The organism is Pseudomonas oryzihabitans (genome assembly GCF_001518815.1).
In the GTDB taxonomy this organism is placed as follows: Bacteria; Pseudomonadota; Gammaproteobacteria; order Pseudomonadales; family Pseudomonadaceae; genus Chryseomonas; species Chryseomonas oryzihabitans_E.
The window spans coordinates 3,080,566-3,101,260 of sequence record NZ_CP013987.1 but is presented as its reverse complement, the minus strand read 5'-3'; the positions used below and the strand labels follow the sequence as shown (position 1 = coordinate 3,101,260).

Genomic DNA, 20,695 nt, shown 5'->3' with positions numbered 1-20,695 from the left:
CTGCGGGACCGCGCCTCTACAGCGGTCCGCGGCGCGGTGAAAGGAGACGACGCCGGCTGAGGTCTGCCAGGGCAGGGGCAAAACCCGCGCCAAGTCGCGGGTTGCCGGAGGAGAAGTCTACTTCTGCGGGATCAACAGCAGGCGGTCGCGCCCATAGACGCGCTCCAGATTCTGTGGCTGCAGCGGCAGGCTCCGATACTGCCCTTGGGCCCACCCCTTGCCCGGGGTGCCGGCCTGACTCGCCTGCAGGGGTTCGGCCAGGCCGAAGTCCACCACTAGGCGAAGTGCGGGTGCCAGCCAGACCTGATCGTTACCGCCCCAGTGGCTGGCGGTCAGGTCCAGGGTCGAGCCGTCACCACCGCTCGCATTGCCGTCCAGACGATGCAGGCGGCCCCACTGCCAGGCGGCGCGATCGCTGCTCAGCTTGGCCTCGCAGGTCGCAATGGCCCCGGCCAGGGAGCGGGCGAAGATCGCCGGCTTGTCTTCGCGGGTGGCCGTGCTGACGTCATCCCAATAGGGGCTGTCGTCGCGGGCCAGGAGGTGATCGACGATGGCGTTGTAGCCGGTGTCGCTAAGGGTGGTGAAGGCCTGCCAGGCCTTGCTCCTGGTGCCACCCAGTTCATCGGCGAAGGTCTGTTCGGCCAAAACCTGCAAGAAGGCCTCGTAGAGCGCCGCATCGGCTGAGCCGGCGGCCAGGCGACCGTCGAAGTTCTGCAGACGCCGCAGGGCTTCTTCCGCCGCCTGGCGCTGGGCAGCGGGTAGCGCCGCGATGGCCTGGCGCAGCGGGGCGGCGAAGCCGGGGGCGTCGAGTTGCGTCTTCAGCTTGGCGGCGAGGGTGGTGGTCTGGTCCTGCTGTAGCGCCATGGCGTCGCGGCTGTCCAGGCGCGCCGAGCGCCCGGCCAGTTGCGCCAGGCGCTCCTGGCGCTCGGGGCCCGACCAGTTGCTGGACAGCTGCATGCCGTAGCCGCGCGGCACCACACGCTGGTTGGCGGCGCCCAGCCAGCCCTGGGCCGGGTCCTGATCATAGGGGTGCAGCATGGGATCGGCGTAGCCGTCCCAGGCGTAACGCTCGTCCCAGCCGGGCGAGGGCAGCAGCCCCAAACCGCTGCGGCGATTGGGATAGCGCCCGGTCACCTGCCAGCCGACGTGCTCGGCATCGGCGAACACCAGGTTCCAGTCACTGGCGCGTAGCTCGCGGGCCAGTTCGAAGGCGCGTTCCACGTCCTTGGCGCGGGACAGGTCGAAGAGCGCGTCCAGGCTCTTGTCGGCTTCCAGACGGCTGCTGCGCAAGGCCAGGCCATAGCCGTTGGCGTCCGGCGCCAGCGCCAGATTCAGCAGGGGGCCGCGCGGGCTGGTGTAAAGGGTTTCGCGACGCGGTTTCTCGCCGCGCACGAAGAAGGTTTCCACCCGTTCGCCGGCGGGTTGCCACTGGCCGCCGCTCTGCACCTGCAGGCGACCGCCCTGGCGTTGCAGGCGCTCGAGGTAGAGGTCCTGGCTGTCGCCCATCAGGGTCGCGGCGCCCCAGGCCAGCTTGCCGTTGTAGCCATCGAGCAGCAGCGGCAGGCCGGGCAGGGTGGTGCCCACGGCTTCGAAACGGGGCGCTCTCAGGGTCACCAGGGTGAAGGGCGACTGGCCATTGAAGGCGCTGACCTTGTCCACCCCGAGCAGGCTGCGGCCGCTGCGGGTGTGGCCCGGAGTGGCCGCCCAGGCGGTACCGGTCGGGCCACCGAAGGGCGCCAGTTGCGCCAGCTGGCGCTGGACGTCCAGCAGGGCGTCGAGGCCGGGCAACTGGCCCCGCAGATTCAAGCCGCGCAGCTTGGCCGTCTCCTCCTCGGGCAGGGGTTCGTCCGGATAGGTGGGCAGCAGCCAGGCGAGGCGCTCGGGGCCGACCTGGGCGGCCAGTGCCAGCGCGGCGGTCTCCTTGCGCAGGTCCACTGCCTGGGCGAAGTTCAGCAGTTCGAAGAGCAGGGCACTGTCTTCCGGCTTCCAGTACTCGGCGCGGTACTCGTGGCCATCCAACTCGACTCGCTCGCCGGCGCGATAGAGGTAGGCATTGACGCCCCGGGCATAGACCTCGAAAAAGGTCTTCATGCGCGGCGAGGCGTTGCTGTAAGCCACCTGGGCAGCCTTGCGCAGATCGACCGCGCGCATGAAACGGTCGGTATCCAGCCGGCTGTCACCATAGGCTTCGGCCAGCCGACCCTGGGCCAGCAGGCGCAGCTCGACCATCTGCGCCAGGCGTTCGCTGGCGTGAACGTAGCCGAGGGCGAAGAGGGCGTCGTGGAAGGTGGTGGTCTCGATCAACGGCTGGCCATCGGCGTTACGGCGCACCGAAGCGGTCTGCGCCAGGCCACGCAGGGGCAGGCTGCCCTTGAGTTGCGGCTGATTGCGAGTCGGCTGCTCCTCGGCGAAGTACTGGCAACCGGCGAGGGTCGTCAACAGGCCGAGGGTAGCGAGGCGCAGAGGCGCGCGCCGGCGAAAGGAAAGAGGCGAGACCATGAACAGCGGGCACTCCGAGCGGATGGATGCGAACGGGTGGCTACGTTAGCAGGGTCCACGGGGGGAGCAAGCCTCTGGCGAGGGGTGGCGCCTGAGCGCTGCCGACAGGTCGTCCGGGCCTGCCACCTAGCGCAGGGCCATCCAGATCAGCAGTGCGGCCTGGAACAGGCAGAACACCGCCAGGCAGCCGATGGCGAAACGCAGTGAGATGTCGTCGCGGCGATAGAGGGCGATGCGGTCCTCCAGCTGCCTCAGGCTGGAGTCACGCTCGTCGATTACCCGATCGCACTGTTCCAGCAGGGTGGCACCGTCCAGCAGCGACAGCAGCTGCACCTTGTCGGCATTCCAGTCCTCGCGCAGCTGGCTGACCCGTGCCGCCCGGCAGAGCTGCTGGCGCTCGTCGTCCGCGGCCGTCTCGACGGTGAAGCCCTGGGCACTGAGCACGTGGTCACGGCGCTTGCGGCTGTCTTCGTCGAGGGCGTCGCGGCGCGCCAGGGGCAGGTCCTGTACCCGGTAGTGGTTCCAGCGCAGGCGCGCCCAGGCGGCCGCTCGGGCCAGCAGGAAGCGTCCCAGGCCGCGTTCTTCCGGTTCGACTTGCAGACCCCGCTCGGGGCCCAGGCGGATTTCGCCGAGGCGATGGTCGACCCAGACCTCCAGCACGTTGACCTCCCGGTGCAACAGTTGCCCGGGAATTTGCACCGTCAGTCGCAGCAGGCTTTCCTCCTCGCCATGGCGCTCGACGAGGCCGAGTTGCACGAAGCGCAGAGGGCGTGCACCGACTCGGCGATCCGCCGGCTGGGGCATCAGCCGCAGCAGCTGGAAACGCTCGGGCGGCAGGCTGGCCCAGGGATGGGGCTCATGGGGGGCAGCCTCGACGGCCGGCGATTCTTGGTCAGGGGTTTCCACGGGCAGGCTCCAGCTGGCGCGCCTCCTGGGCGCCTTTACGGCTTATCGGCCGGTGTGCGGGGAACCTGAGCGCTGGACAAAGGCGGCTACGCGCTCGATCAACTCGCGGGCCAGGGGCAGGTTGGGATTGTCGTAGGTGGGCAGTTGCGCCTGGAAGTCCGCAGGGGCGATGCGCAGCACGTGGTTCATCCCGGGAATGATCGCCAGTTCGGCATCTGGCTTGGCCCGGTGCAGCGCCCGGGCGTCATCGACCTCCACCTGGACATCGTGGGTGCCCTGGATGATCAGCGCCGGTGCCTGGATGCCGGCAAAGGCCTTGGCCGGATCCTGGCGGAACAGCGAGATCAGATAGGGCTGGACGCTGGGTCGGAACAGCACCAGCAGCTCCTTCGGCACCTCGGGTACCGGCGTGCCACGCAGCAACTGGTCGATGATCCACTGGGCGCTGGCCAGGGCCGCGGGCGACAGCTTGCCCGCCAGCTGCTCGCGCAGCACCACGTCGATCGGGCGGCCGCTGCCGGCCAGGGTCACCACGCCCGCGACCGGCACCCGGTCGGCGGCCAAGCTGGCGATCAGGGCGCCTTCGCTGTGACCGAGCAGGATCACCTCGGAAAAGCGCGGATCGGCGCGCAGCAGCCGGATCCAGCCGACCAGATCGTCGACATAGCGCTCTACGCTCAAATGGCTCTCGTCCGGCTCGGCGCTGCGGCTTTCCGCCACGCCGCGCTTGTCGAAGCGCACGCTGGCGATCCGCCGCTTGCCGAGGGCCTCGGCCAGGCGTTGCAGGGCGGCATTGCGGGCGCCGGGGGCGTTGCCATTGCGGTCGAGGGGGCCCGAGCCGGAAACGAAGAGCACCACCGGTTGCGGACGCTCGCTGCGGGGCAGGATCAGGCTGCCCTTGAGCACGCCGCTGCCGGTGTCGAGCTGGAGGGGACGAAAGAGCACGGGATCGGCGGCCTTGGCCAGGGCGGGCAGGGCGAGGCACAGCAGCAGGGAGAACAGCAGACGCATGACGAGGAGGGCACCGAGGCTGGGGTGTGGGGGCCTATCCCGCACACAATCCGTGTAAAAGACCACGGCGCGTGTAAAATCGCCCATTCCCATTTTGAATCTATACCTTTCACCCGTAGCGCGGAGCCCTCGCATGTCCGGCAATACCCTCGGCACGCTGTTTACCGTCACCACCGCCGGCGAAAGCCATGGCCCGGCGCTGGTCGCCATCGTCGACGGTTGCCCACCCGGACTGCCCCTGGACATCGCCGACCTGCAGCGCGACCTGGATCGGCGCAAGCCCGGCACCAGCCGCCACACCACCCAGCGCCAGGAAGCGGACGAGGTGGAGATCCTGTCCGGGGTCTTCGAAGGGGTCACTACCGGCACGCCGATTGGTCTGCTGATCCGCAACACCGACCAGAAGTCCAAGGACTACTCGGCGATCAAGGACCTGTTCCGCCCAGCCCACGCCGATTACGCCTACCACCATAAATATGGCCTGCGCGACTACCGCGGCGGCGGTCGCAGCTCGGCGCGGGAAACCGCCATGCGTGTGGCGGCCGGTGCCATCGCCAAGAAGTACCTGGCGACCCAGGGCATCCGGGTGCGCGGCTACATGAGCCAGCTGGGTCCGATCGAGATCCCTTTCAAGACCTGGGATAGCGTGGAAGAGAACGCTTTCTTCAGCCCCGACCCCGCCAAGGTGCCGGAGCTGGAGGCCTACATGGATCAGCTGCGCCGCGACCAGGACTCGGTGGGTGCGCGCATCACCGTGGTCGCCGACGGCGTGCCACCCGGTCTGGGCGAGCCCATCTTCGACCGCCTCGACGCCGAACTGGCCTATGCGCTGATGAGCGTCAACGCGGTCAAGGGCGTGGAAATCGGCGCCGGCTTCGCCAGCGTCGCCCAACGCGGTACCGAGCACCGTGACGAGCTGACCCCGGAAGGCTTCCTGTCCAACAACGCCGGTGGCGTGCTGGGCGGCATCTCATCCGGCCAGCCCATCGTTGCCCATCTGGCGCTCAAGCCCACCTCCAGTATCACCACTTCAGGACGCTCCATCGACGTCCACGGCAATCCGGTCGAACTCATCACCAAGGGTCGCCACGATCCCTGTGTGGGCATCCGCGCCACTCCGATCGCCGAAGCCATGATGGCCCTGGTGTTGATGGATCACCTCCTGCGCCATCGCGCGCAGAACGCCGAGGTGCGGGTCTCCACACCCGTCCTGCCCCAGCTCTGAGCACCTGTTCATGATCAGCTGCGCGTCGGCCAAACGGCGTTGAAAATGCCTTCGGAATGCTCATTTACCTTTTGTAAACTCCGCTTCCTCAGGCATTTTCGCCTTGTTTGCCTCTAGCTCGCGAGATCCTGAACGCGCGCCAGGCACCGGGCAGACGATGCCGGTTCCCTATTGGCGACTGTCAGGCTTCTACTTTGCCTACTTCGCCTTGCTGGGTGCCACGGCGCCCTACCTGGGGCTGTACTTCCACCACCTGGGCTTTTCCGGCACCGCCATCGGCCAATTGGTGGCCATTCCCATGCTGATGCGGGTGCTGGCGCCTAATCTCTGGGGCTGGCTGGCCGATCGTACCGGGCGCCGGTTGAGCATCGTCCGCCTGGGCGCCGCCTGCACCCTGCTGTGTTTCTCCGGCATCTACCTGGGCCAGGGGTTCGCCTGGCTGGCGCTGATCATGGCGGGCCATGCCTTCTTCTGGCATGCCGTGCTGCCCCAGTTCGAAGCCATCACCCTGGCCCATCTGCGTGACCAGCCCCAGCGCTATGCGCGTATCCGCCTCTGGGGCTCGGTGGGTTTCATCGCCGCGGTGGCCGGACTCGGCTGGGCCTTCGAATACGTCAGCCTGAATCTCTATCCGGCCTATCTGCTGCTAGTGATGGCGATCATCCTGCTCGCCTCGCTGGCGGTGCCAGGGGTGGCGGTGGATCCCGGCCAGCGCCCCGAGGCGCCGGCCGAGCCCTTCCTGACCACCCTGCGGCAACCGCGGGTACTGGCCTTCTTCTCTGCCGCGGCGCTGATGCAGCTGTCCCACGGCCCCTACTACACGGTCTTCACCCTGCACCTGGAAGCCCTTGGCTATGGCCGCGGCGTCATTGGCCAGCTCTGGTCCCTGGGCGTGATCACCGAGGTGCTGATCTTCCTGTTCATGCCCCAGCTGCTGGCGCGGATCGCCCTGACCACCCTGCTGGTCGGCGCCTTCCTGATCGCTGCCGGACGCTGGCTGCTGCTGGGCGCCCTCGCGGACCAGTTGCCAGTGCTATTGTTCGCCCAGCTCCTGCATGCGGCCACCTTCGCCTGCTTTCACGCCGCCGCCATTCAGTTCGTCCAATCCCATTTCGACCGCCGCCGCCAGGGCCAGGCCCAATCGCTCTACGCGGCACTTTCCGGGGCTGGCGGTGCGCTGGGCGCGCTGTATGCTGGCTATGCCTGGCAGGTATCCGGCGCCCTTGCCGCCTTTGCCGGTGCCTCCTTGGCGGCATTGGCAGGGGCCTTCCTCATCCTCTTGTCCGTTAGGTCCAGTACGAAAAGTGCCTGCGCTCGGTGATGCTTCGTTGAAAAACACCTGGATCGCCAGCCCGGTCGCAATGCTCATTTACCTCTCGTAAACTCCGCTTCCTCAGCGTTTTGATTCGCTGGCGCTCACCCTCTGGGCCAGCCGTTGGCTGTTACTCCCGTTGGTCGTTGCGCCTCGCCTGACCGTCGCTCGGCGACTTTTCGTACAGAACCTAGGAGAACCCTCCATGATCCAGCAGCGTGAGCAACTGGCCCAGGAAATCATCGACGCCGGTCGCTTCCTCTATGGCCGCGGCTGGTCGCCGGCCACCAGTAGCAACTACTCGGTACGGCTGTCCGACAGCCGCTTGCTGCTGACCGTCTCCGGCAAGCACAAGGGTCAACTTGAGCTGGACGACATCCTCGCCACGGATCTCGACGGTACCCCGCTGGAGGACAAGAAGCCTTCCGCGGAGACGGCGCTGCATACCCAGCTCTACCGCTGGCAGCCGGAGATCGGCGCGGTGCTGCATACCCATTCGGTGAACTCGACGGTGCTCTCGCGCCAGCTCCAAGGCGATCGTCTGCTGCTGGATGGCTATGAGCTGCAAAAAGCCCTGCACGGCGTCACCACCCATGACGTCAGGGTGGAGATCCCGGTGTTCGATAACGACCAGGACATCCCGCGCCTGGCCGACCAGGTGCAGACCTGGCTGGACGTGCACCCCGACTGCGTGGGGTACCTGATCCGCGGACACGGCCTCTATACTTGGGGCCCGCGCATGGCCGATGCCTTGCGCCACGTGGAAGCCTTCGAATTCCTCTTCGAATGCGAACTCAAGACCCGGAGCCTGCGCCCATGAGCCGACTGACCGTCTACCATGATGCCGAACCCCGCCAGCCGCTGAAGGTGATCAGCGATGGCGAACACATCGCCGCCACCCTGGCCGAGGTCGGGGTGCGTTTCGAGCGCTGGCAGGCCAGCGCACCGGTGGCGCCCGGTGCCAGCCAGGAGGAGGTGATCGCCGCCTACCGGCCGGAGATCGACCGCCTGATCCAGGAGCGCGGCTACCAGACCGTCGACGTCATCAGCATGAGCCCGGAGCACCCGCAGAAGGAGGCATTGCGTGCCAAGTTCCTCGAAGAGCACCGGCACAACGAGGACGAGGTGCGCTTCTTCGTCGCCGGTCAGGGCCTCTTCACCCTGCACATCGACGACCAGGTCTATGCCGTACTCTGCGAGAAGGATGACCTCATCTCGGTGCCGGCCGGCACGCCGCACTGGTTCGACATGAGCGAGTCGCCGTCCTTCGTCGCCATCCGCCTGTTCGACAATCCCGACGGCTGGGTCGCCCACTTCACCGGTGTGGACATCGCCCAGCGCTTCCCGCGCCTGGAGGTCGAGGCGTGACCATCAAGGGCATTCTGACCGATATCGAAGGCACCACCAGCGCCGTCAGCTTCGTCTTCGACGTGCTCTTTCCCTATGCCCGCGAGCATCTGCCGGCCCATGTCCGTGCTCATGCCGGGGAGCCGGCAGTAGCCGAACAGCTCGACGCCGTGCGCGCCGAAGCCGGCGAGCTGGATGCCGATGTGGAGCGAGTGATCGCCATCCTGCTGGAGTGGCTCGCCAGCGACCGCAAGGCCACGCCGCTCAAGGCGCTGCAGGGGCAGGTGTGGGAGGAGGGCTATCGCGCTGGCACGCTCCAGGGGCATGTCTATCCCGACGCCGTCCAGGCCCTGCGCCAGTGGCACGCTGCCGGTATTCCACTGTATGTCTATTCCTCGGGCTCGGTGCAGGCGCAGAAGCTGATCTTCGGCTGCTCCGAGCATGGTGATCTCACTCCGCTGTTTTCCGGGTATTTCGATACCCTGACCGGCGGCAAGCGCGAGGCCGAGTCCTATGCGCGCATTGCCTCGGCTACCACCCACGTGCCGGCGGAACTGCTGTTCCTATCCGACGTGGTGGAAGAGCTGGATGCCGCGCGGCAGGCCGGTCTGCCCACCTGTGGCCTGGTGCGTGCCGGCGGCCAGCTGGGCGATCATCCTTGCGTTACGTCCTTCGCCGACATCGATCTCACCGCTTTCGGTTGAGGCCCACGGCTGGCGCCGCTGCCAAGCGAGCCGGCCGAACTCCACGCCCTCATCGCCAGTCCCAATTGACGAGACCTTTGTCCTCGCAACGGGAGTCGCGACATGATCAATTCCACCATCGGCGGTGTACTGGGCTTCATCGTCTTCCTGCTCGACATCTGGGCAATCGTCAATGTGATCCGCAGTGATAGCACCAGCAACGCCAAGATCGTTTGGACGGTGCTCATCATCGTACTGCCGGTGATCGGCCTGATCGCCTGGGCCGCCGCCGGTCCGCGCGGCAATCGATCGGCCACCGCGCCTACCCATAAAGGCTAGTCAGCGCAACGCTGGAGCCTGTCACATCCAGCTCTTACAATGCCCGGCTTTTGGTCGGGCATTGTCTGTCTCGGCCAGCTACCTGCGGAGATCGACATGAGCGACTACCTGGAAACCCTCTACGACGGCTACGGTCAGCGGTTCACCGTCGAACGCCTGCTCCACGAGGTGCGGACCGAGCATCAGCATCTGGTGATCTTCGAGAACGCGGTGCTGGGCAAGGTCATGGCCCTGGATGGCGTCATCCAGACCACCGAGGCCGATGAATTCATCTATCACGAGATGCTGACCCAGGTGCCCCTGCTTGCCCATCCGGCCCCGCGGCGGGTGCTCATCATCGGCGGTGGTGACGGCGGCATCCTGCGTGAAGTGGCCAAGCATCAGGGCGTCGAGCACATCACCATGGTCGAGATCGACGGCTCGGTGGTGGAGATGTGCAAGGAATACTTCCCCGGTCATTCGGCGGGCGCCTTCGACGATCCGCGCCTGAATCTGGTGATCGACGACGGCATGAATTTCGTCGCCAACACCACCGAGCGCTACGACGTCATCATCTCCGATTCCACCGACCCCATCGGCCCGGCCGAGGTGCTCTTTTCCGAGAATTTCTATGAGGCCTGCCACCGCTGCCTGAACGACAACGGTGTGATGGTCGCGCAGAACGGTACCCCGTTCCTGCAGCTGGACGAGGTCAAGACCACCGCCAGCCGCCTGTCCGGGCTGTTCGCCGATTGGCACTTTTATCTGTCGGCGGTGCCTACCTACATAGGGGGCGTCATGACCCTGGCCTGGGGTAGCAAGGACCCGACCTTGCGTCGGCAGAGTGCCGAAACCCTGGCGCAACGCTACAGTGATACAGGCATCCAGACCCGTTATTACACCCCGGAGCTGCATGCCGCTGCCTTTGCTCTACCTCGATACGTGCTGGAGGCCATCGGCAAGGCGTAAGCCCTGGCGGTCGCGGCACCGTTCGAGTTCTCAGCCGCGACTCGCTGGCGTCGGTAGCGATGGCCAGCGAGACGATCATCCGAACCAGAGGAGGGAAGTCCTATGTCCTTGTCGTTTGCCGATGATGTGAGCTTGAACCTGCTGCAGCGGATGAAAGAGGGCGGCTTCGATTTCGCCCGCTTTCATCCCATCGACTTCTTCGCCATCTTCGCCGATGAAGGCAAGGCCCGCATCGCTGCGGACCAATTTCACGGCGAGTCCCTCAACGCCCAGGTGGTGCCCCACGAAGAGGGCGGTTGGCACCTGCAGGTCAGCAAGGTGATGTTCGCCACCCACGCCACCATCGATGATTTCGAAAGCGATCTCGAGGCCGTGGTGGTACCCCTCGGCGGGCAGCTTGATGGCTGGGGCGTCACCCAGGAAGTCAACCGCAGCCCTGCCTGATCCCACGCGTTGCGAGGCGGCATCCCGGACGGGATGCCCGTCTCATCTCCGGTAACCGTCGCGCCCCTCAATCATCGCACTTTCCGCTTGGCGCACCGTCTTAGGCTCATGACGGAAACGTTGCGGTGCATGCGCACGCTTACGTGCCTGGCTTTGGTGCACCGCGCGCCTCGCAGCTACGCGAGGGCCTGATCTTGAGGGCCCTTACGGTGGCACGCGGCTTGCGACGCTGCACCGTGGGTGACAAGGAGATCGGCATGAGCCGCCAACTGTATAACGAGATGTATGACGTCCAGGCGCAATGCCGACCGCACTATGGTCGCTATGCCCAGTGGCTGAAGGAAACACCCCCTGAACTCCTGGCCCAGCGCCGCCGCGAAGCCGACTTGCTGTTCCATCGCGCGGGTATCACCTTCACCCTTTATGGCGACGAGCAGGGCACGGAACGTCTGATTCCCTTCGACGCCCTGCCGCGGGCGATTCCTGCCAGCGAGTGGCAGATCATCGAGCGCGGCTGCATTCAGCGGGTCCAGGCGCTGAACATGTTTCTCCATGACCTCTATCATGACCAGCGCATCATCAAGGCAGGGGTCATTCCGGCCGAGCAGGTGCTGGCCAACGACCAGTACCAGCTGGCCATGCAGGGGCTGGATTTGCCCAACGGCATCTATGCCCATATCGCCGGTGTCGATCTGGTCCGCGACGGCGATGGTGCCTACTACGTGCTGGAAGACAACCTGCGCACTCCGAGCGGGGTGTCCTACATGCTCGAGAACCGCAAGATGATGATGCGGTTGTTTCCCGAGCTGTTCACCCTGGAGCGCATCGCGCCCATCGACCACTATCCGAACATCCTGCTCGATACCTTGCGCAGCTCCACCCCGGTCAATAACCCCACGGTGGTGGTCCTCACACCAGGCCGTTTCAACAGCGCCTACTTCGAACATGCCTTCCTGGCTCGTGAGATGGGCGTGGAACTGGTGGAGGGGGCCGACTTGCTGGTGCGCGACGAACAGGTGTTCATGCGTACCACGTCGGGCTTCCGAAAGGTCGATGTCATCTACCGACGTCTCGACGATGCCTTCCTCGATCCCCTGGCCTTCAATCCGGACTCCATGCTCGGCGTGCCGGGCCTGCTGGCCGCCTATCGCGCCGGTAACGTCATCCTGGCCAATGCCATCGGCACCGGGGTCGCTGACGACAAGTCGATCTATCCCTATGTGCCGGAGATGATCCGCTTCTATCTCAGTGAGGAACCCATCCTCTACAACGTGCCCACCTGGCAGTGCCGCAAGCCGGACGAGCTGTCCCATGTGCTGGCCAATCTGCCCGAGCTGGTCGTCAAGGAAGTCCATGGCTCCGGCGGCTACGGCATGCTGGTCGGCCCCACCGCCAGCAGCATGGAGATCGAAGCCTTTCGCGCGCGGCTCAAGGCCAATCCCAGCGCCTACATCGCCCAACCGACCCTGTCGCTGTCCACCTGTCCGACCTTCGTCGAAAGCGGCATCGCGCCGCGGCACATCGACCTGCGGCCCTTCGTGCTGTCCGGGCGCAAGACGCGTCTGGTGCCCGGCGGCCTGACCCGGGTCGCGCTGCGGGAAGGCTCGCTGGTGGTGAATTCCTCCCAAGGCGGCGGCACCAAGGACACCTGGGTGGTCCAGGACTAGATCGCCACAGAACAGTGGCCGCCACGGCGGCCCCGCAAGGACCTTTGAAAGGCGACCCCACCATGTTGAGTCGTACCGCTGCCGATCTGTACTGGATGTCCCGCAACCTTGAGCGCGCCGAGAATCTCGCGCGGATGCTGGACGTGAGCTATTCGCTGTCGATGATGCCGCAGAGCGGGCAGGGCGGAGGCCTGGATGAACTGGCCATGCCGCTGCTCATCACCGGCACCCTGGATGACTACCGGGAAAAGCACGGGGCCCTGCACCCCGAGCGCCTGCTGCACTTCTTCGCCCTGGACGAGCGCAATCCCGGCAGCATCTATTGCTGCCTGCAGGCCGCGCGCAGCAATGCCCACGCGGTGCGTGGACGCATCACCGCCGACATGTGGGAGAACGTCAACGCCACGTGGCTGGAGATGCGCGAGATCGCCGTCACCGGCCTGATCCGTTTCGGCATCAGCCGCTTCTGCGAATGGGTCAAGGAGAGATCCCACCTGTTCCGTGGGGCCACCGTCGGCACCATCATGAGAAACGACGCCTATCGTTTCATCCGCCTGGGCACCTTCGTCGAGCGCGCCGACAACACTCTGCGCATGCTCGACGCCCGCTACCAGGTACTGGGCGAGGAGGAGGCCGAAGCCATCAGCGACGCCTCCGCCCGCGGCTTCTATCAGTGGAGTGCGCTCTTGCGCGCCCTGAGCGCCTTCGAGGCCTACACCGAGCTCTATCGCGATGCCCTCAATGTGCGCAACGGTGCCGAGTTGCTGTTGTTGCAGGAAGACCTGCCACGCTCGCTGCTGGCCTGCGTGATCGAACTGCACCGGGTGCTGGCCAGCCTGCCCGGCGAGAACGGCCGCGAGGCCAAGCGCCTGGCCGCCGGCCTGGAGGCGCGGCTGCGCTATACCAGCATCGACGAGGTGCTGGACGAAGGGCTGCATGCCTGGATCGGCGGCTTCATCGTCCATGTCCGCCAGCTCGCCAGCGCCATCAACACCGCTTATCTGGAGGCCGTATGAGGCTCGCGATCCATCACGAAACGCTGTATCGCTACGCCGACCAGGTTCGCGCCAGCATCCAGTACCTGCGGCTCACGCCCCAGGATGACGCGCGTCAGCGAATCCTCGGCTGGGAACTGTCGTTGCCGCGCCCGGCGCGGGCACAGCGCGATCCCTTCGGCAACATCCTGCATGTCCTGACCCTGGACACCCCGCATGACGCCATCACCATCACCGCCAGTGGTCAGGTGGAAATCGACGAGGGCTTCGAATCCGAGCCCTGCCAGGCCTCACCCTTTCCCTTCCTGCGTCAGACCCGCCTGACGGACGCCGACGAGGCCCTGACGGCCTTCGCCCGTGACATCTGCGACGGTCGCCGGGATCGCGCCACGCTGATCCAGCTCATGGAGAGGCTACACGAGCGCATGACCTATCTACCCGGTTCCACCGAGGTTGACGGCAACGCCGCCCAGGCTTTCGCCAAGGGCGCTGGCGTCTGCCAGGACCATGCCCATGCCTTCCTGGCCTGCGCCCGCAGTCTGGGCATTCCGGCGCGCTACGTGTCCGGCTATCTATGCACCGACGACAGCGCACACCTCTCCAGCCATGCCTGGGCCGAAGCCTGGCATGAAGGTGCCTGGTACAGCTATGACGTCACCAATCGCCTGATCCGGCCTGAGCGCCACCTGCGCCTGGCCATAGGCCTGGACTACCTCGATGCCTGTCCGGTACGGGGCATGCGCCGGGGTGGTGGGGTAGAGCAGATGGAAGCCAGGGTGCTGGTCGAGCCGCTGCAGCAGGTGCAGCAACAGCAATGATCAAAGGTGCCTGCAACAGACGCGGAGGCGGCCAGGGTCCACCTTCGTCTGTTGCGCTGCCATAGAGCAGCCTTACGGCAATGGCACAGGTGTCGTCCACGATAGGTCTGCTCGCCAGATCGGTGTGAACAGGTAAGGCAAGCCAATGCTCGATTGCCTGCTAGCGATGGCGTGCGCGGCGCGCGGCCTTCCTTCGATACCGTCATCCGCAGCGACGTGCCGTTAGGGCTGCCGCTGGTACCGATGGTCCGGCCACGATTCATTCGGATGCAGGTCAGCAGCCGGCGCTTTGGGGATGCAATGAACCCGGCGTCCAAGCCTCATGCAAGGGCTGGGCGAAAGGACGCACCCGCGAACGGTGATCCTGGGAGATCAGCCAAAGAACCGCGAGAGGTTGGGTATGACCAACACCACGGTGGTAACGATAAATACGAAGCTCGCCTGACGCCACTTGGGGACGGGATTCTTGAACATGACTCGGGGCCTTTATTGTTAGCTGTTTAGAGCCTTTACGTCTTCAGCGCGTAGCGCTTGCGCAACAGCGGCATGTAGCTACTGATTCCCGCGGACTTAAGCACTATCCAGTAGCTATAGAACATAAATTTCAGTTTTGTGGCAGGTAACGACCAACTGGTTATCAAAAGTGTCGTCTTGCAATATTTCTCCTTTGCTTTCAGGCAATTAGTGAATTGGTTACGACGCTACCATTGGTCGGACGCCTGACAGGCGGGCGGACTAGCAACAGCGACCGGCCGGTCATCCTGTGAACGGTGCTTACGACCCCCTCGCGCCAGTGCGTCGTGCAAATGCATGAATAGATTGAAGAAAAAGCTTGCCATTGAAATCGTCTTTGCCTATAGTTGCGCGCCTCGGTGATGCAGATGCAGATGCCGAGTAAATCTGGTGAGGTGTCCGAGCGGTTGAAGGAGCACGCCTGGAAAGTGTGTATAGGAGAAATCTTATCGAGGGTTCGAATCCCTCCCTCACCGCCAGATCTGAGAGAACCCCTGAGAGCCAAGCTCCAGGGGTTTTTTCTTGCCTGCGATTCGGCCAGGCGCCAGGAATTCAGGCGGCCTGACTGAAGCTTGCCGCGGTATCCCGGGCGCTTGGCAGTACGGCGGTGAGCTGTTCCAGGTCGATGCTGGCGAACAGCGGGCCGCCCAGGTCCTGCACCTTGCTGTCACCGGCGTTCTCTTGAAGGACCTCGGCCACGGCCACTGCCTGGGCCACGATCAGTGCATAGCCCTTGCCCTCGGGCGCCTGCAGCGGACGCGCCTGGAAGGCGATGGCGTCGCGCAGTACCTGGGGCAGCTGCCAGCGGCGGGCCAGTTCCGCACCGACTTCCGGATAGCCGAAGCCCAGTTGCAGAGTCTCGTCGGCGGCGCGGTGGCTGCTGGCGGTCGCGCGACCGGCCAGGCTCGGTGCCAGTTCGGGCGCGCCGCTCTGAATCAGCAATTCGCCGATGTCATGCAGCATGCCGCAGGTGAAGGCGGTTTCCTGGTCCAGGCCGGCCTGCTTGGCCAGTGGCTTGCACAGGCTTGCGACCAGAAAACTGTTGTACCAGAAGGCCTGCAGGTCGAAGCCAGGCGCGGCCTTGAAGCCGCTGGCGAAGGCCGAGGCCAGCACCAGGGTGCGCAGGGTGTTGAAGCCCAGGCGCAGGGCAGCGTCTTCGATACTGGTAGATTCGCGGGCGCCACGGAAACGCGCCGAGTTGGCCAGGCGCAGTACCTTGGCGGCAATGACCGGGTCACGCGCCACGGTGCGCGACAGGGTTTCGATGCTGGTGTTGGGGTCGTCGAACTGCTGGATCAGGACCTGCGCCACTTCGGGGACGTTGGGCAGGTTGTGCAGCTGGGCAAAGAGGGTATCGAGTTGCATGGGCGTCTCCGCGAAAAGGGTTACATCTCCTTACACCCTCGTCATCGGTCGCCTGCGCGGATTTCTGTAGCGGTCCTGTGACGATCGGTCGCAGCCGGAGTGGCCACGACCGGGTAGCCAAGCAAAATTGCTTTACTGATCAGGTAATTGCTGCAAGAAAGCCAGGCATGCCTGGCCGCGCCATTACCGTTCGTCGAGAGCGAAATCGACCTGGGTCAGGCCCGCTTCGCTGGCTTCCAGCACCCAGCCTCGGCGGTCCCAGTCCCCCAGCACGATGCGCTCGGCCGGCTGGCCATTGAGCAGCAGCTCATGGCGAGCGGGTCTGTGGGTATGGCCGTGGATCAGCGTCGTCACCTGGGCAGCGCGCATCTCTCGCTCGACCTCGGCCTCGGTGACATCTGTGATGTCCATGGCCTTGGCGCGGGTCTGCTGGCGACTCTCGTTGCGCAGCTTGCGCGCCAGCTTCTGGCGGCTGGCCAGGGGCAGGTGGCGCAGCACGAAGAGGGTGAGGGGGTTGCGCAGGATGCGGCGCAGCTTCTGGTAGCCCTCGTCACGGGTGCAGAGGGTATCGCCATGCATCAGCAGCACCCGGCGACCCTGGAAGTCAGCGATATGGCGATCCGGCAGCAGCTGGCAGCCTGCCTGGCGGCAGAACGCCTTGCCAATGAGGAAATCGCGATTGCCATGCATCAGATAGATGGCCGTACCGCTGTCCGCCAGCTGACGCAGGGCGGTGGCGATCTCCTGCTCGAAGGGGCCCATGGCGTCATCGCCGATCCAGGCCTCGAACAGATCCCCAAGGATGTACAGCGCCTCGACACCGCGGGCGCGGTTCTGGAGGAAATGCAAAAACGCCCGGACCAGGTCCGGGCGTTGCGGTTCGAGATGCAGGTCTGAGACCAGTAAAATCACTCGACGATCTCGGCCTTCTCGATGATCACGTCTTCGCTCGGCACGTCCTGGTGACCGGCCTTGCTGGTGGTGGCGACGGCCTTGATGGCGTTGACCACGTCCATGCCCTCGACGACCTTGCCGAACACTGCATAGCCCCAGCCCTGGCTGGTGGGTGCGGTGTGGTTGAGGAAGGTGTTGTCGGACACGTTGATGAAGAACTGCGCCGAGGCGGAATGCGGATCCATGGTACGAGCCATGGCGACGGTGCCGATCTCGTTGGAAACGCCGTTGTTGGCCTCGTTCTTGATCGGGGCGCGGGTCGGCTTCTGCTTCATGCCCGGCTCGAAACCACCGCCCTGGACCATGAAGTTGCTGATCACACGGTGGAAGATGGTGCCGTCGTAGTGACCGCTCTTGACGTATTCCTTGAAGTTGGCCGCGGTTTCGGGCGCCTTGTCCTCGAACAGTTCCAGGGTGATGACGCCGTGGTTGGTGTGCAGCTTGATCATGGCAGCGAATCCGTAGCTAAGGGGGACAGCATCCAGACCCGGCGAGGGCCTCAAGGGTTTCGCCGGGACTTGACGGGTTGGGCTATGATACGGGTTTACCTTTGCTCGGCCTACCCTGGCCGTGCGCCTGCCCAGTTAAGGATCCCATGAGCAAGCCGACTTCCGACTCGTCCACCGCCGCCAAAGCCGCCCCCGCGCATTTCCTGCGGCAGATCGTCCAGGCTGACCTGGACGCCGGCAAGCAGGCCAAGATCGTCACCCGCTTTCCCCCCGAGCCCAATGGCTACCTGCACATCGGCCACGCCAAGTCGATCTGCGTGAACTTCGGTCTGGCCAGGGAATTCGGCGGCGACTGCCATCTGCGCTTCGACGACACCAACCCGGCCAAGGAAGACCAGGAATACATCGACGCCATCAAGAGCGACGTGCACTGGCTGGGCTTCGACTGGGCCGGCGAGGTGCGCTACGCCTCCGCCTATTTCGACCAGCTCTATGCCTGGGCGGTGAACCTGATCGAGCAGGGCCTGGCCTATGTCTGCGACCTGACTCCCGAGCAGGCTCGCGAATACCGCGGCAGCCTCACCGAGCCGGGTCGCAACAGTCCTTTCCGCGACCGCTCGGTGGCCGAGAACCTGGACCTCTTCGCCCGCATGAAGGCCGGCGAGTTCAAGGACGGCGAAAAGGTGCTGCGCGCCAAGATCGACATGGCCTCGCCCAACATGAACCTGCGCGATCCCATCCTCTATCGCATCCGCCACGCCCATCACCACCAGACCGGTGACGCCTGGTGCATCTACCCGAGCTATGACTTCACCCATGGTCAGTCCGATGCCCTGGAAGGCGTGACCCACTCCATCTGCACCCTGGAGTTCGAGGACCATCGTCCGCTGTACGAGTGGTTCCTGGCCAAGCTGCCGGTGCCGGCCCAGCCGCGCCAGTACGAATTCGCCCGCCTCAACCTGAACTACACCGTCACCAGCAAGCGCAAGCTCAAGCAACTGGTGGACGAGGCCCATGTGCAGGGTTGGGACGATCCGCGCATGTCGACCCTGTCGGGCTATCGCCGTCGTGGCTACACCCCGGCCGCCATCCGCAACTTCTGCGAGATGATCGGCGTGACCCGCTCCAATGGCGTGGTCGACGTGGCCATGCTGGAATTCGCCATTCGCGAGGACCTGGACCAGAACGCGCCGCGTGCCATGTGCGTGCTCAAGCCGCTCAAGGTGGTGATCACCAACTACCCCGAGGGCCAGGTGGAAAACCTGGAGCTGGCGCGGCATCCCAAGCAGGATCTGGGGCTGCGTCAGCTGCCCTTTGCCCGCGAGCTGTACATCGACCAGGGTGACTACGAAGAGAATCCGCCCAAGGGCTACAAGCGCCTGGAGCCGGGTGGCGAGGTGCGCCTGCGCGGCAGCTACGTGATCCGCGCCGACGAGGCCATCAAGGATGCCGACGGCAACGTGGTCGAGCTGCGTTGCAGCTACGATCCGGACACCCTGGGCAAGAACCCGGAAGGGCGCAAGGTCAAGGGCGTGATCCACTGGGTGCCGACCGAGGGCAGCGTGGAGTGCGAGGTGCGCCTCTACGATCGCCTGTTCCGTTCGGCGCAGCCGGAGAAGAGCGAAGAGGGCGGCAGCTTCCTCGACAACATCAATCCTGATTCCCTGGTGGTGCTCAAGGGCTGCCGTGCCGAGCCGTCGCTGGCCCAGGCCCAGCCGGAAGACCGCTTCCAGTTCGAGCGCGAAGGCTACTTCTGCGTCGATCTGAAGGATTCGGCGCCGGGCAAGCCGGTATTCAACCGCACCGTGACCCTGCGCGATTCCTGGGGGCAATGATGGCGCTGCACCTCTACAACACCCTGACCAAGACCAAGGAAGCCTTCACGCCGTTGGTGCCGGGGCAAGTGCGCATGTACGTCTGCGGCATGACCGTCTACGACTACTGCCACCTGGGTCATGGTCGCAGCATGGTGGCCTTCGACGTCATCACCCGCTGGCTGCGCCATAGCGGCTACGACCTGACCTACGTGCGCAACATCACCGACATCGACGACAAGATCATCAACCGCGCCAACGCCAACGGTGAGCCCTTCACCGACCTGGTGGCGCGGATGATCGAGGCGATGCACGAGGACGAGGCACGGCTGAATATCAAGAAGCCGGACCAGGAGCCGCGCGCCACCGATCACATCGATGGCATGCACGCCATGATCCAGACCCTGATCGACAAGGGCTACGCCTATGCCCCGGGCAATGGCGACGTCTACTACCGGGTCAACCGCTTCGCCGGCTACGGCAAGCTGTCGCGGCGGCGCGTCGAGGACCTGCGCATCGGCGCCCGCATCGAGCCGGGCGAGGCCAAGGAAGATCCCCTGGACTTCGTCCTGTGGAAGGCTGCCAAGCCGGGTGAGCCGAGCTGGCCGTCGCCCTGGGGCGCCGGGCGTCCGGGCTGGCACATCGAGTGCTCGGTGATGTCCACCTGCTGCCTGGGCGACACCTTCGACATCCACGGTGGCGGCAACGACCTGGAATTCCCGCACCACGAGAACGAGATCGCCCAGAGCGAGGCGGCCACTGGCAAGCCCTACGCCAACGCCTGGCTGCACTGCGGGATGATCACCATCAATGGCGAGAAGATGTCCAAGTCCCTGGGCAACTTCTTCACCCTGCGCGAGGTGCTGGAGAAGTATCACCCGGAAGTGGTGCGCTACCTGCTGATCGCCAGCCACTACCGCAGCCCGATCAACTACTCGGAAGACAACCTGCGCGAAGCCAAGGGCGCCCTGGAGCGCTTCTACCACTCGCTCAAGGGTTTGCCCCAGGCTCCGGCGCAAGGCGGCGAAAGCTACGCCGAGCGCTTCGCCCAGTGCATGGACGACGACTTCAACACCGCCGGTGCCTGCGGCGTGCTGTTCGAACTGGCGCGTGAGATCAATCGCCTGCGCGAGAGCGATCCCGCCGCCGCGGCCGGTCTGGCCGGGCGTCTGCGCGAGCTGGCTGATGTGCTGGGTGTGCTGCAGCTGGAGCCGGAAGCCTTCCTGCGCGCCGATGCGGCGGGCCGGGTGGATGCGGCCGAGGTCGAGGCACTGATCCAGGCGCGCCTGAGCGCGCGTGCCGAAAAGAACTGGGCGGAATCCGACCGCATTCGCGACCAGCTCACCGCCCTGGGCGTGGTGCTGGAAGACGGCAAGGGCGGCACCACCTGGCGCCTGGCGGAGTAG

General features: G+C 65.2%; 19 protein-coding genes and 1 tRNA gene. 14 read left to right on the top strand and 6 right to left on the bottom strand.

The window, feature by feature from the left end; all coding sequences use genetic code 11:
* Window positions 1–117: 117 nt before the first annotated feature.
* The 3 genes from APT59_RS14110 to APT59_RS14100 all read right to left on the bottom strand — a co-directional run bounded on the left by APT59_RS14110 (window position 118) and on the right by APT59_RS14100 (window position 4,416).
* Complete coding sequence (locus tag APT59_RS14110) at window positions 118–2,499, bottom strand: penicillin acylase family protein (protein WP_059315438.1); 2,382 nt, start codon at window positions 2,497–2,499, stop codon at window positions 118–120.
* A gap of 126 nt (window positions 2,500–2,625) precedes the next feature.
* Window positions 2,626–3,405 (bottom strand): hypothetical protein, encoded by a 780-nt coding sequence (locus APT59_RS14105; RefSeq protein ID WP_059315437.1) that lies wholly within the window; start codon window positions 3,403–3,405, stop codon window positions 2,626–2,628.
* Between the two features lie 42 nt (window positions 3,406–3,447).
* Window positions 3,448–4,416, bottom strand: coding sequence for an alpha/beta hydrolase (locus APT59_RS14100; RefSeq protein WP_059315436.1), 969 nt, complete (start codon window positions 4,414–4,416; stop codon window positions 3,448–3,450).
* Window positions 4,417–4,549: 133 nt separating this feature from the next.
* Between APT59_RS14100 and aroC the strand changes: the two genes are divergently transcribed.
* The 12 genes from aroC to APT59_RS14040 all read left to right on the top strand — a co-directional run bounded on the left by aroC (window position 4,550) and on the right by APT59_RS14040 (window position 15,186).
* Window positions 4,550–5,641 carry a chorismate synthase gene (gene aroC / locus APT59_RS14095; protein ID WP_059315435.1) on the top strand — a complete coding sequence of 364 codons (1,092 nt, stop codon included), beginning with the start codon at window positions 4,550–4,552 and terminating at the stop codon, window positions 5,639–5,641.
* Window positions 5,642–5,798: 157 nt separating this feature from the next.
* Entirely contained in the window at window positions 5,799–6,962 is a 1,164-nt protein-coding gene (locus tag APT59_RS14090) for an MFS transporter (protein ID WP_059315434.1), read from the top strand.
* A 196-nt stretch (window positions 6,963–7,158) separates the two neighbouring features.
* Window positions 7,159–7,773, top strand: coding sequence for a methylthioribulose 1-phosphate dehydratase (locus APT59_RS14085; protein WP_059315433.1), 615 nt, complete (start codon window positions 7,159–7,161; stop codon window positions 7,771–7,773).
* Complete coding sequence (locus APT59_RS14080; RefSeq protein ID WP_059315432.1) at window positions 7,770–8,321, top strand: 1,2-dihydroxy-3-keto-5-methylthiopentene dioxygenase; 552 nt, start codon at window positions 7,770–7,772, stop codon at window positions 8,319–8,321. The genes APT59_RS14085 and APT59_RS14080 overlap by 4 nt, the downstream gene beginning before the upstream one ends.
* The gene (mtnC, locus tag APT59_RS14075) at window positions 8,318–9,004 is read left to right on the top strand and encodes an acireductone synthase (RefSeq protein WP_059315431.1); all 687 of its coding nucleotides are present in this window, start codon (window positions 8,318–8,320) and stop codon (window positions 9,002–9,004) included. The genes APT59_RS14080 and mtnC overlap by 4 nt, the downstream gene beginning before the upstream one ends.
* 105 nt (window positions 9,005–9,109) lie before the next feature.
* The gene (locus APT59_RS14070; RefSeq protein ID WP_420480519.1) at window positions 9,110–9,322 is read left to right on the top strand and encodes a PLD nuclease N-terminal domain-containing protein; all 213 of its coding nucleotides are present in this window, start codon (window positions 9,110–9,112) and stop codon (window positions 9,320–9,322) included.
* A 96-nt stretch (window positions 9,323–9,418) separates the two neighbouring features.
* Complete coding sequence (speE, locus tag APT59_RS14065) at window positions 9,419–10,270, top strand: polyamine aminopropyltransferase (protein ID WP_059315429.1); 852 nt, start codon at window positions 9,419–9,421, stop codon at window positions 10,268–10,270.
* Window positions 10,271–10,372: 102 nt separating this feature from the next.
* On the top strand, window positions 10,373–10,714 hold the full coding sequence (locus APT59_RS14060) for a ribonuclease E inhibitor RraB (protein WP_059315428.1): 342 nt from the start codon (window positions 10,373–10,375) through the stop codon (window positions 10,712–10,714).
* Window positions 10,715–10,971: 257 nt separating this feature from the next.
* A complete protein-coding gene (locus APT59_RS14055; RefSeq protein ID WP_059315427.1) occupies window positions 10,972–12,381 on the top strand; it encodes a circularly permuted type 2 ATP-grasp protein in 1,410 nt (469 codons plus the stop codon).
* Between the two features lie 62 nt (window positions 12,382–12,443).
* Complete coding sequence (locus tag APT59_RS14050; RefSeq protein WP_059315426.1) at window positions 12,444–13,397, top strand: alpha-E domain-containing protein; 954 nt, start codon at window positions 12,444–12,446, stop codon at window positions 13,395–13,397.
* Window positions 13,394–14,194 carry a transglutaminase family protein gene (locus APT59_RS14045; protein WP_059315425.1) on the top strand — a complete coding sequence of 267 codons (801 nt, stop codon included), beginning with the start codon at window positions 13,394–13,396 and terminating at the stop codon, window positions 14,192–14,194. Before APT59_RS14050 ends, APT59_RS14045 begins: the two co-directional genes overlap by 4 nt.
* Before the next feature lie 902 nt (window positions 14,195–15,096).
* Window positions 15,097–15,186, top strand: a tRNA-Ser gene (locus APT59_RS14040).
* Window positions 15,187–15,259: 73 nt separating this feature from the next.
* Here APT59_RS14040 and APT59_RS14035 read toward each other — a convergent pair.
* The 3 genes from APT59_RS14035 to APT59_RS14025 form a co-directional block, all read right to left on the bottom strand.
* Window positions 15,260–16,072: an HDOD domain-containing protein gene (locus APT59_RS14035; protein ID WP_059315424.1), complete on the bottom strand. Its 813-nt coding sequence runs from the start codon at window positions 16,070–16,072 to the stop codon at window positions 15,260–15,262.
* Between the two features lie 183 nt (window positions 16,073–16,255).
* Entirely contained in the window at window positions 16,256–16,984 is a 729-nt protein-coding gene (gene lpxH / locus APT59_RS14030) for a UDP-2,3-diacylglucosamine diphosphatase (RefSeq protein WP_059315423.1), read from the bottom strand.
* On the bottom strand, window positions 16,981–17,475 hold the full coding sequence (locus APT59_RS14025; RefSeq protein WP_059315422.1) for a peptidylprolyl isomerase: 495 nt from the start codon (window positions 17,473–17,475) through the stop codon (window positions 16,981–16,983). Before APT59_RS14025 ends, lpxH begins: the two co-directional genes overlap by 4 nt.
* 146 nt (window positions 17,476–17,621) lie before the next feature.
* Here APT59_RS14025 and APT59_RS14020 point away from each other — a divergent pair, with 146 nt between their 5' ends.
* Both APT59_RS14020 and cysS read left to right on the top strand, forming a co-directional pair.
* The gene (locus tag APT59_RS14020) at window positions 17,622–19,310 is read left to right on the top strand and encodes a glutamine--tRNA ligase/YqeY domain fusion protein (protein WP_059315421.1); all 1,689 of its coding nucleotides are present in this window, start codon (window positions 17,622–17,624) and stop codon (window positions 19,308–19,310) included.
* Window positions 19,310–20,695, top strand: a complete 1,386-nt coding sequence (gene cysS / locus APT59_RS14015) for a cysteine--tRNA ligase (RefSeq protein WP_059315420.1) — start codon at window positions 19,310–19,312, stop codon at window positions 20,693–20,695. The genes APT59_RS14020 and cysS overlap by 1 nt, the downstream gene beginning before the upstream one ends.

Bases quoted from the DNA above. Each gene is read 5' to 3' on its own strand.
- APT59_RS14110 (WP_059315438.1), bottom strand. From the start codon at position 2,499: ATGGTCTCGCCTCTTTCCTTTCGCCGGCGCGCGCCTCTGCGCCTCGCT.
- APT59_RS14100 (WP_059315436.1), bottom strand. From the start codon at position 4,416: ATGCGTCTGCTGTTCTCCCTGCTGCTGTGCCTCGCCCTGCCCGCCCTG.
- aroC (WP_059315435.1), top strand. From the start codon at position 4,550: ATGTCCGGCAATACCCTCGGCACGCTGTTTACCGTCACCACCGCCGGC.
- APT59_RS14090 (WP_059315434.1), top strand. From the start codon at position 5,799: ATGCCGGTTCCCTATTGGCGACTGTCAGGCTTCTACTTTGCCTACTTC.
- APT59_RS14085 (WP_059315433.1), top strand. From the start codon at position 7,159: ATGATCCAGCAGCGTGAGCAACTGGCCCAGGAAATCATCGACGCCGGT.
- APT59_RS14080 (WP_059315432.1), top strand. From the start codon at position 7,770: ATGAGCCGACTGACCGTCTACCATGATGCCGAACCCCGCCAGCCGCTG.
- speE (WP_059315429.1), top strand. From the start codon at position 9,419: ATGAGCGACTACCTGGAAACCCTCTACGACGGCTACGGTCAGCGGTTC.
- APT59_RS14060 (WP_059315428.1), top strand. From the start codon at position 10,373: ATGTCCTTGTCGTTTGCCGATGATGTGAGCTTGAACCTGCTGCAGCGG.
- APT59_RS14055 (WP_059315427.1), top strand. From the start codon at position 10,972: ATGAGCCGCCAACTGTATAACGAGATGTATGACGTCCAGGCGCAATGC.
- APT59_RS14050 (WP_059315426.1), top strand. From the start codon at position 12,444: ATGTTGAGTCGTACCGCTGCCGATCTGTACTGGATGTCCCGCAACCTT.
- APT59_RS14045 (WP_059315425.1), top strand. From the start codon at position 13,394: ATGAGGCTCGCGATCCATCACGAAACGCTGTATCGCTACGCCGACCAG.
- APT59_RS14035 (WP_059315424.1), bottom strand. From the start codon at position 16,072: ATGCAACTCGATACCCTCTTTGCCCAGCTGCACAACCTGCCCAACGTC.
- APT59_RS14025 (WP_059315422.1), bottom strand. From the start codon at position 17,475: ATGATCAAGCTGCACACCAACCACGGCGTCATCACCCTGGAACTGTTC.
- APT59_RS14020 (WP_059315421.1), top strand. From the start codon at position 17,622: ATGAGCAAGCCGACTTCCGACTCGTCCACCGCCGCCAAAGCCGCCCCC.
- cysS (WP_059315420.1), top strand. From the start codon at position 19,310: ATGGCGCTGCACCTCTACAACACCCTGACCAAGACCAAGGAAGCCTTC.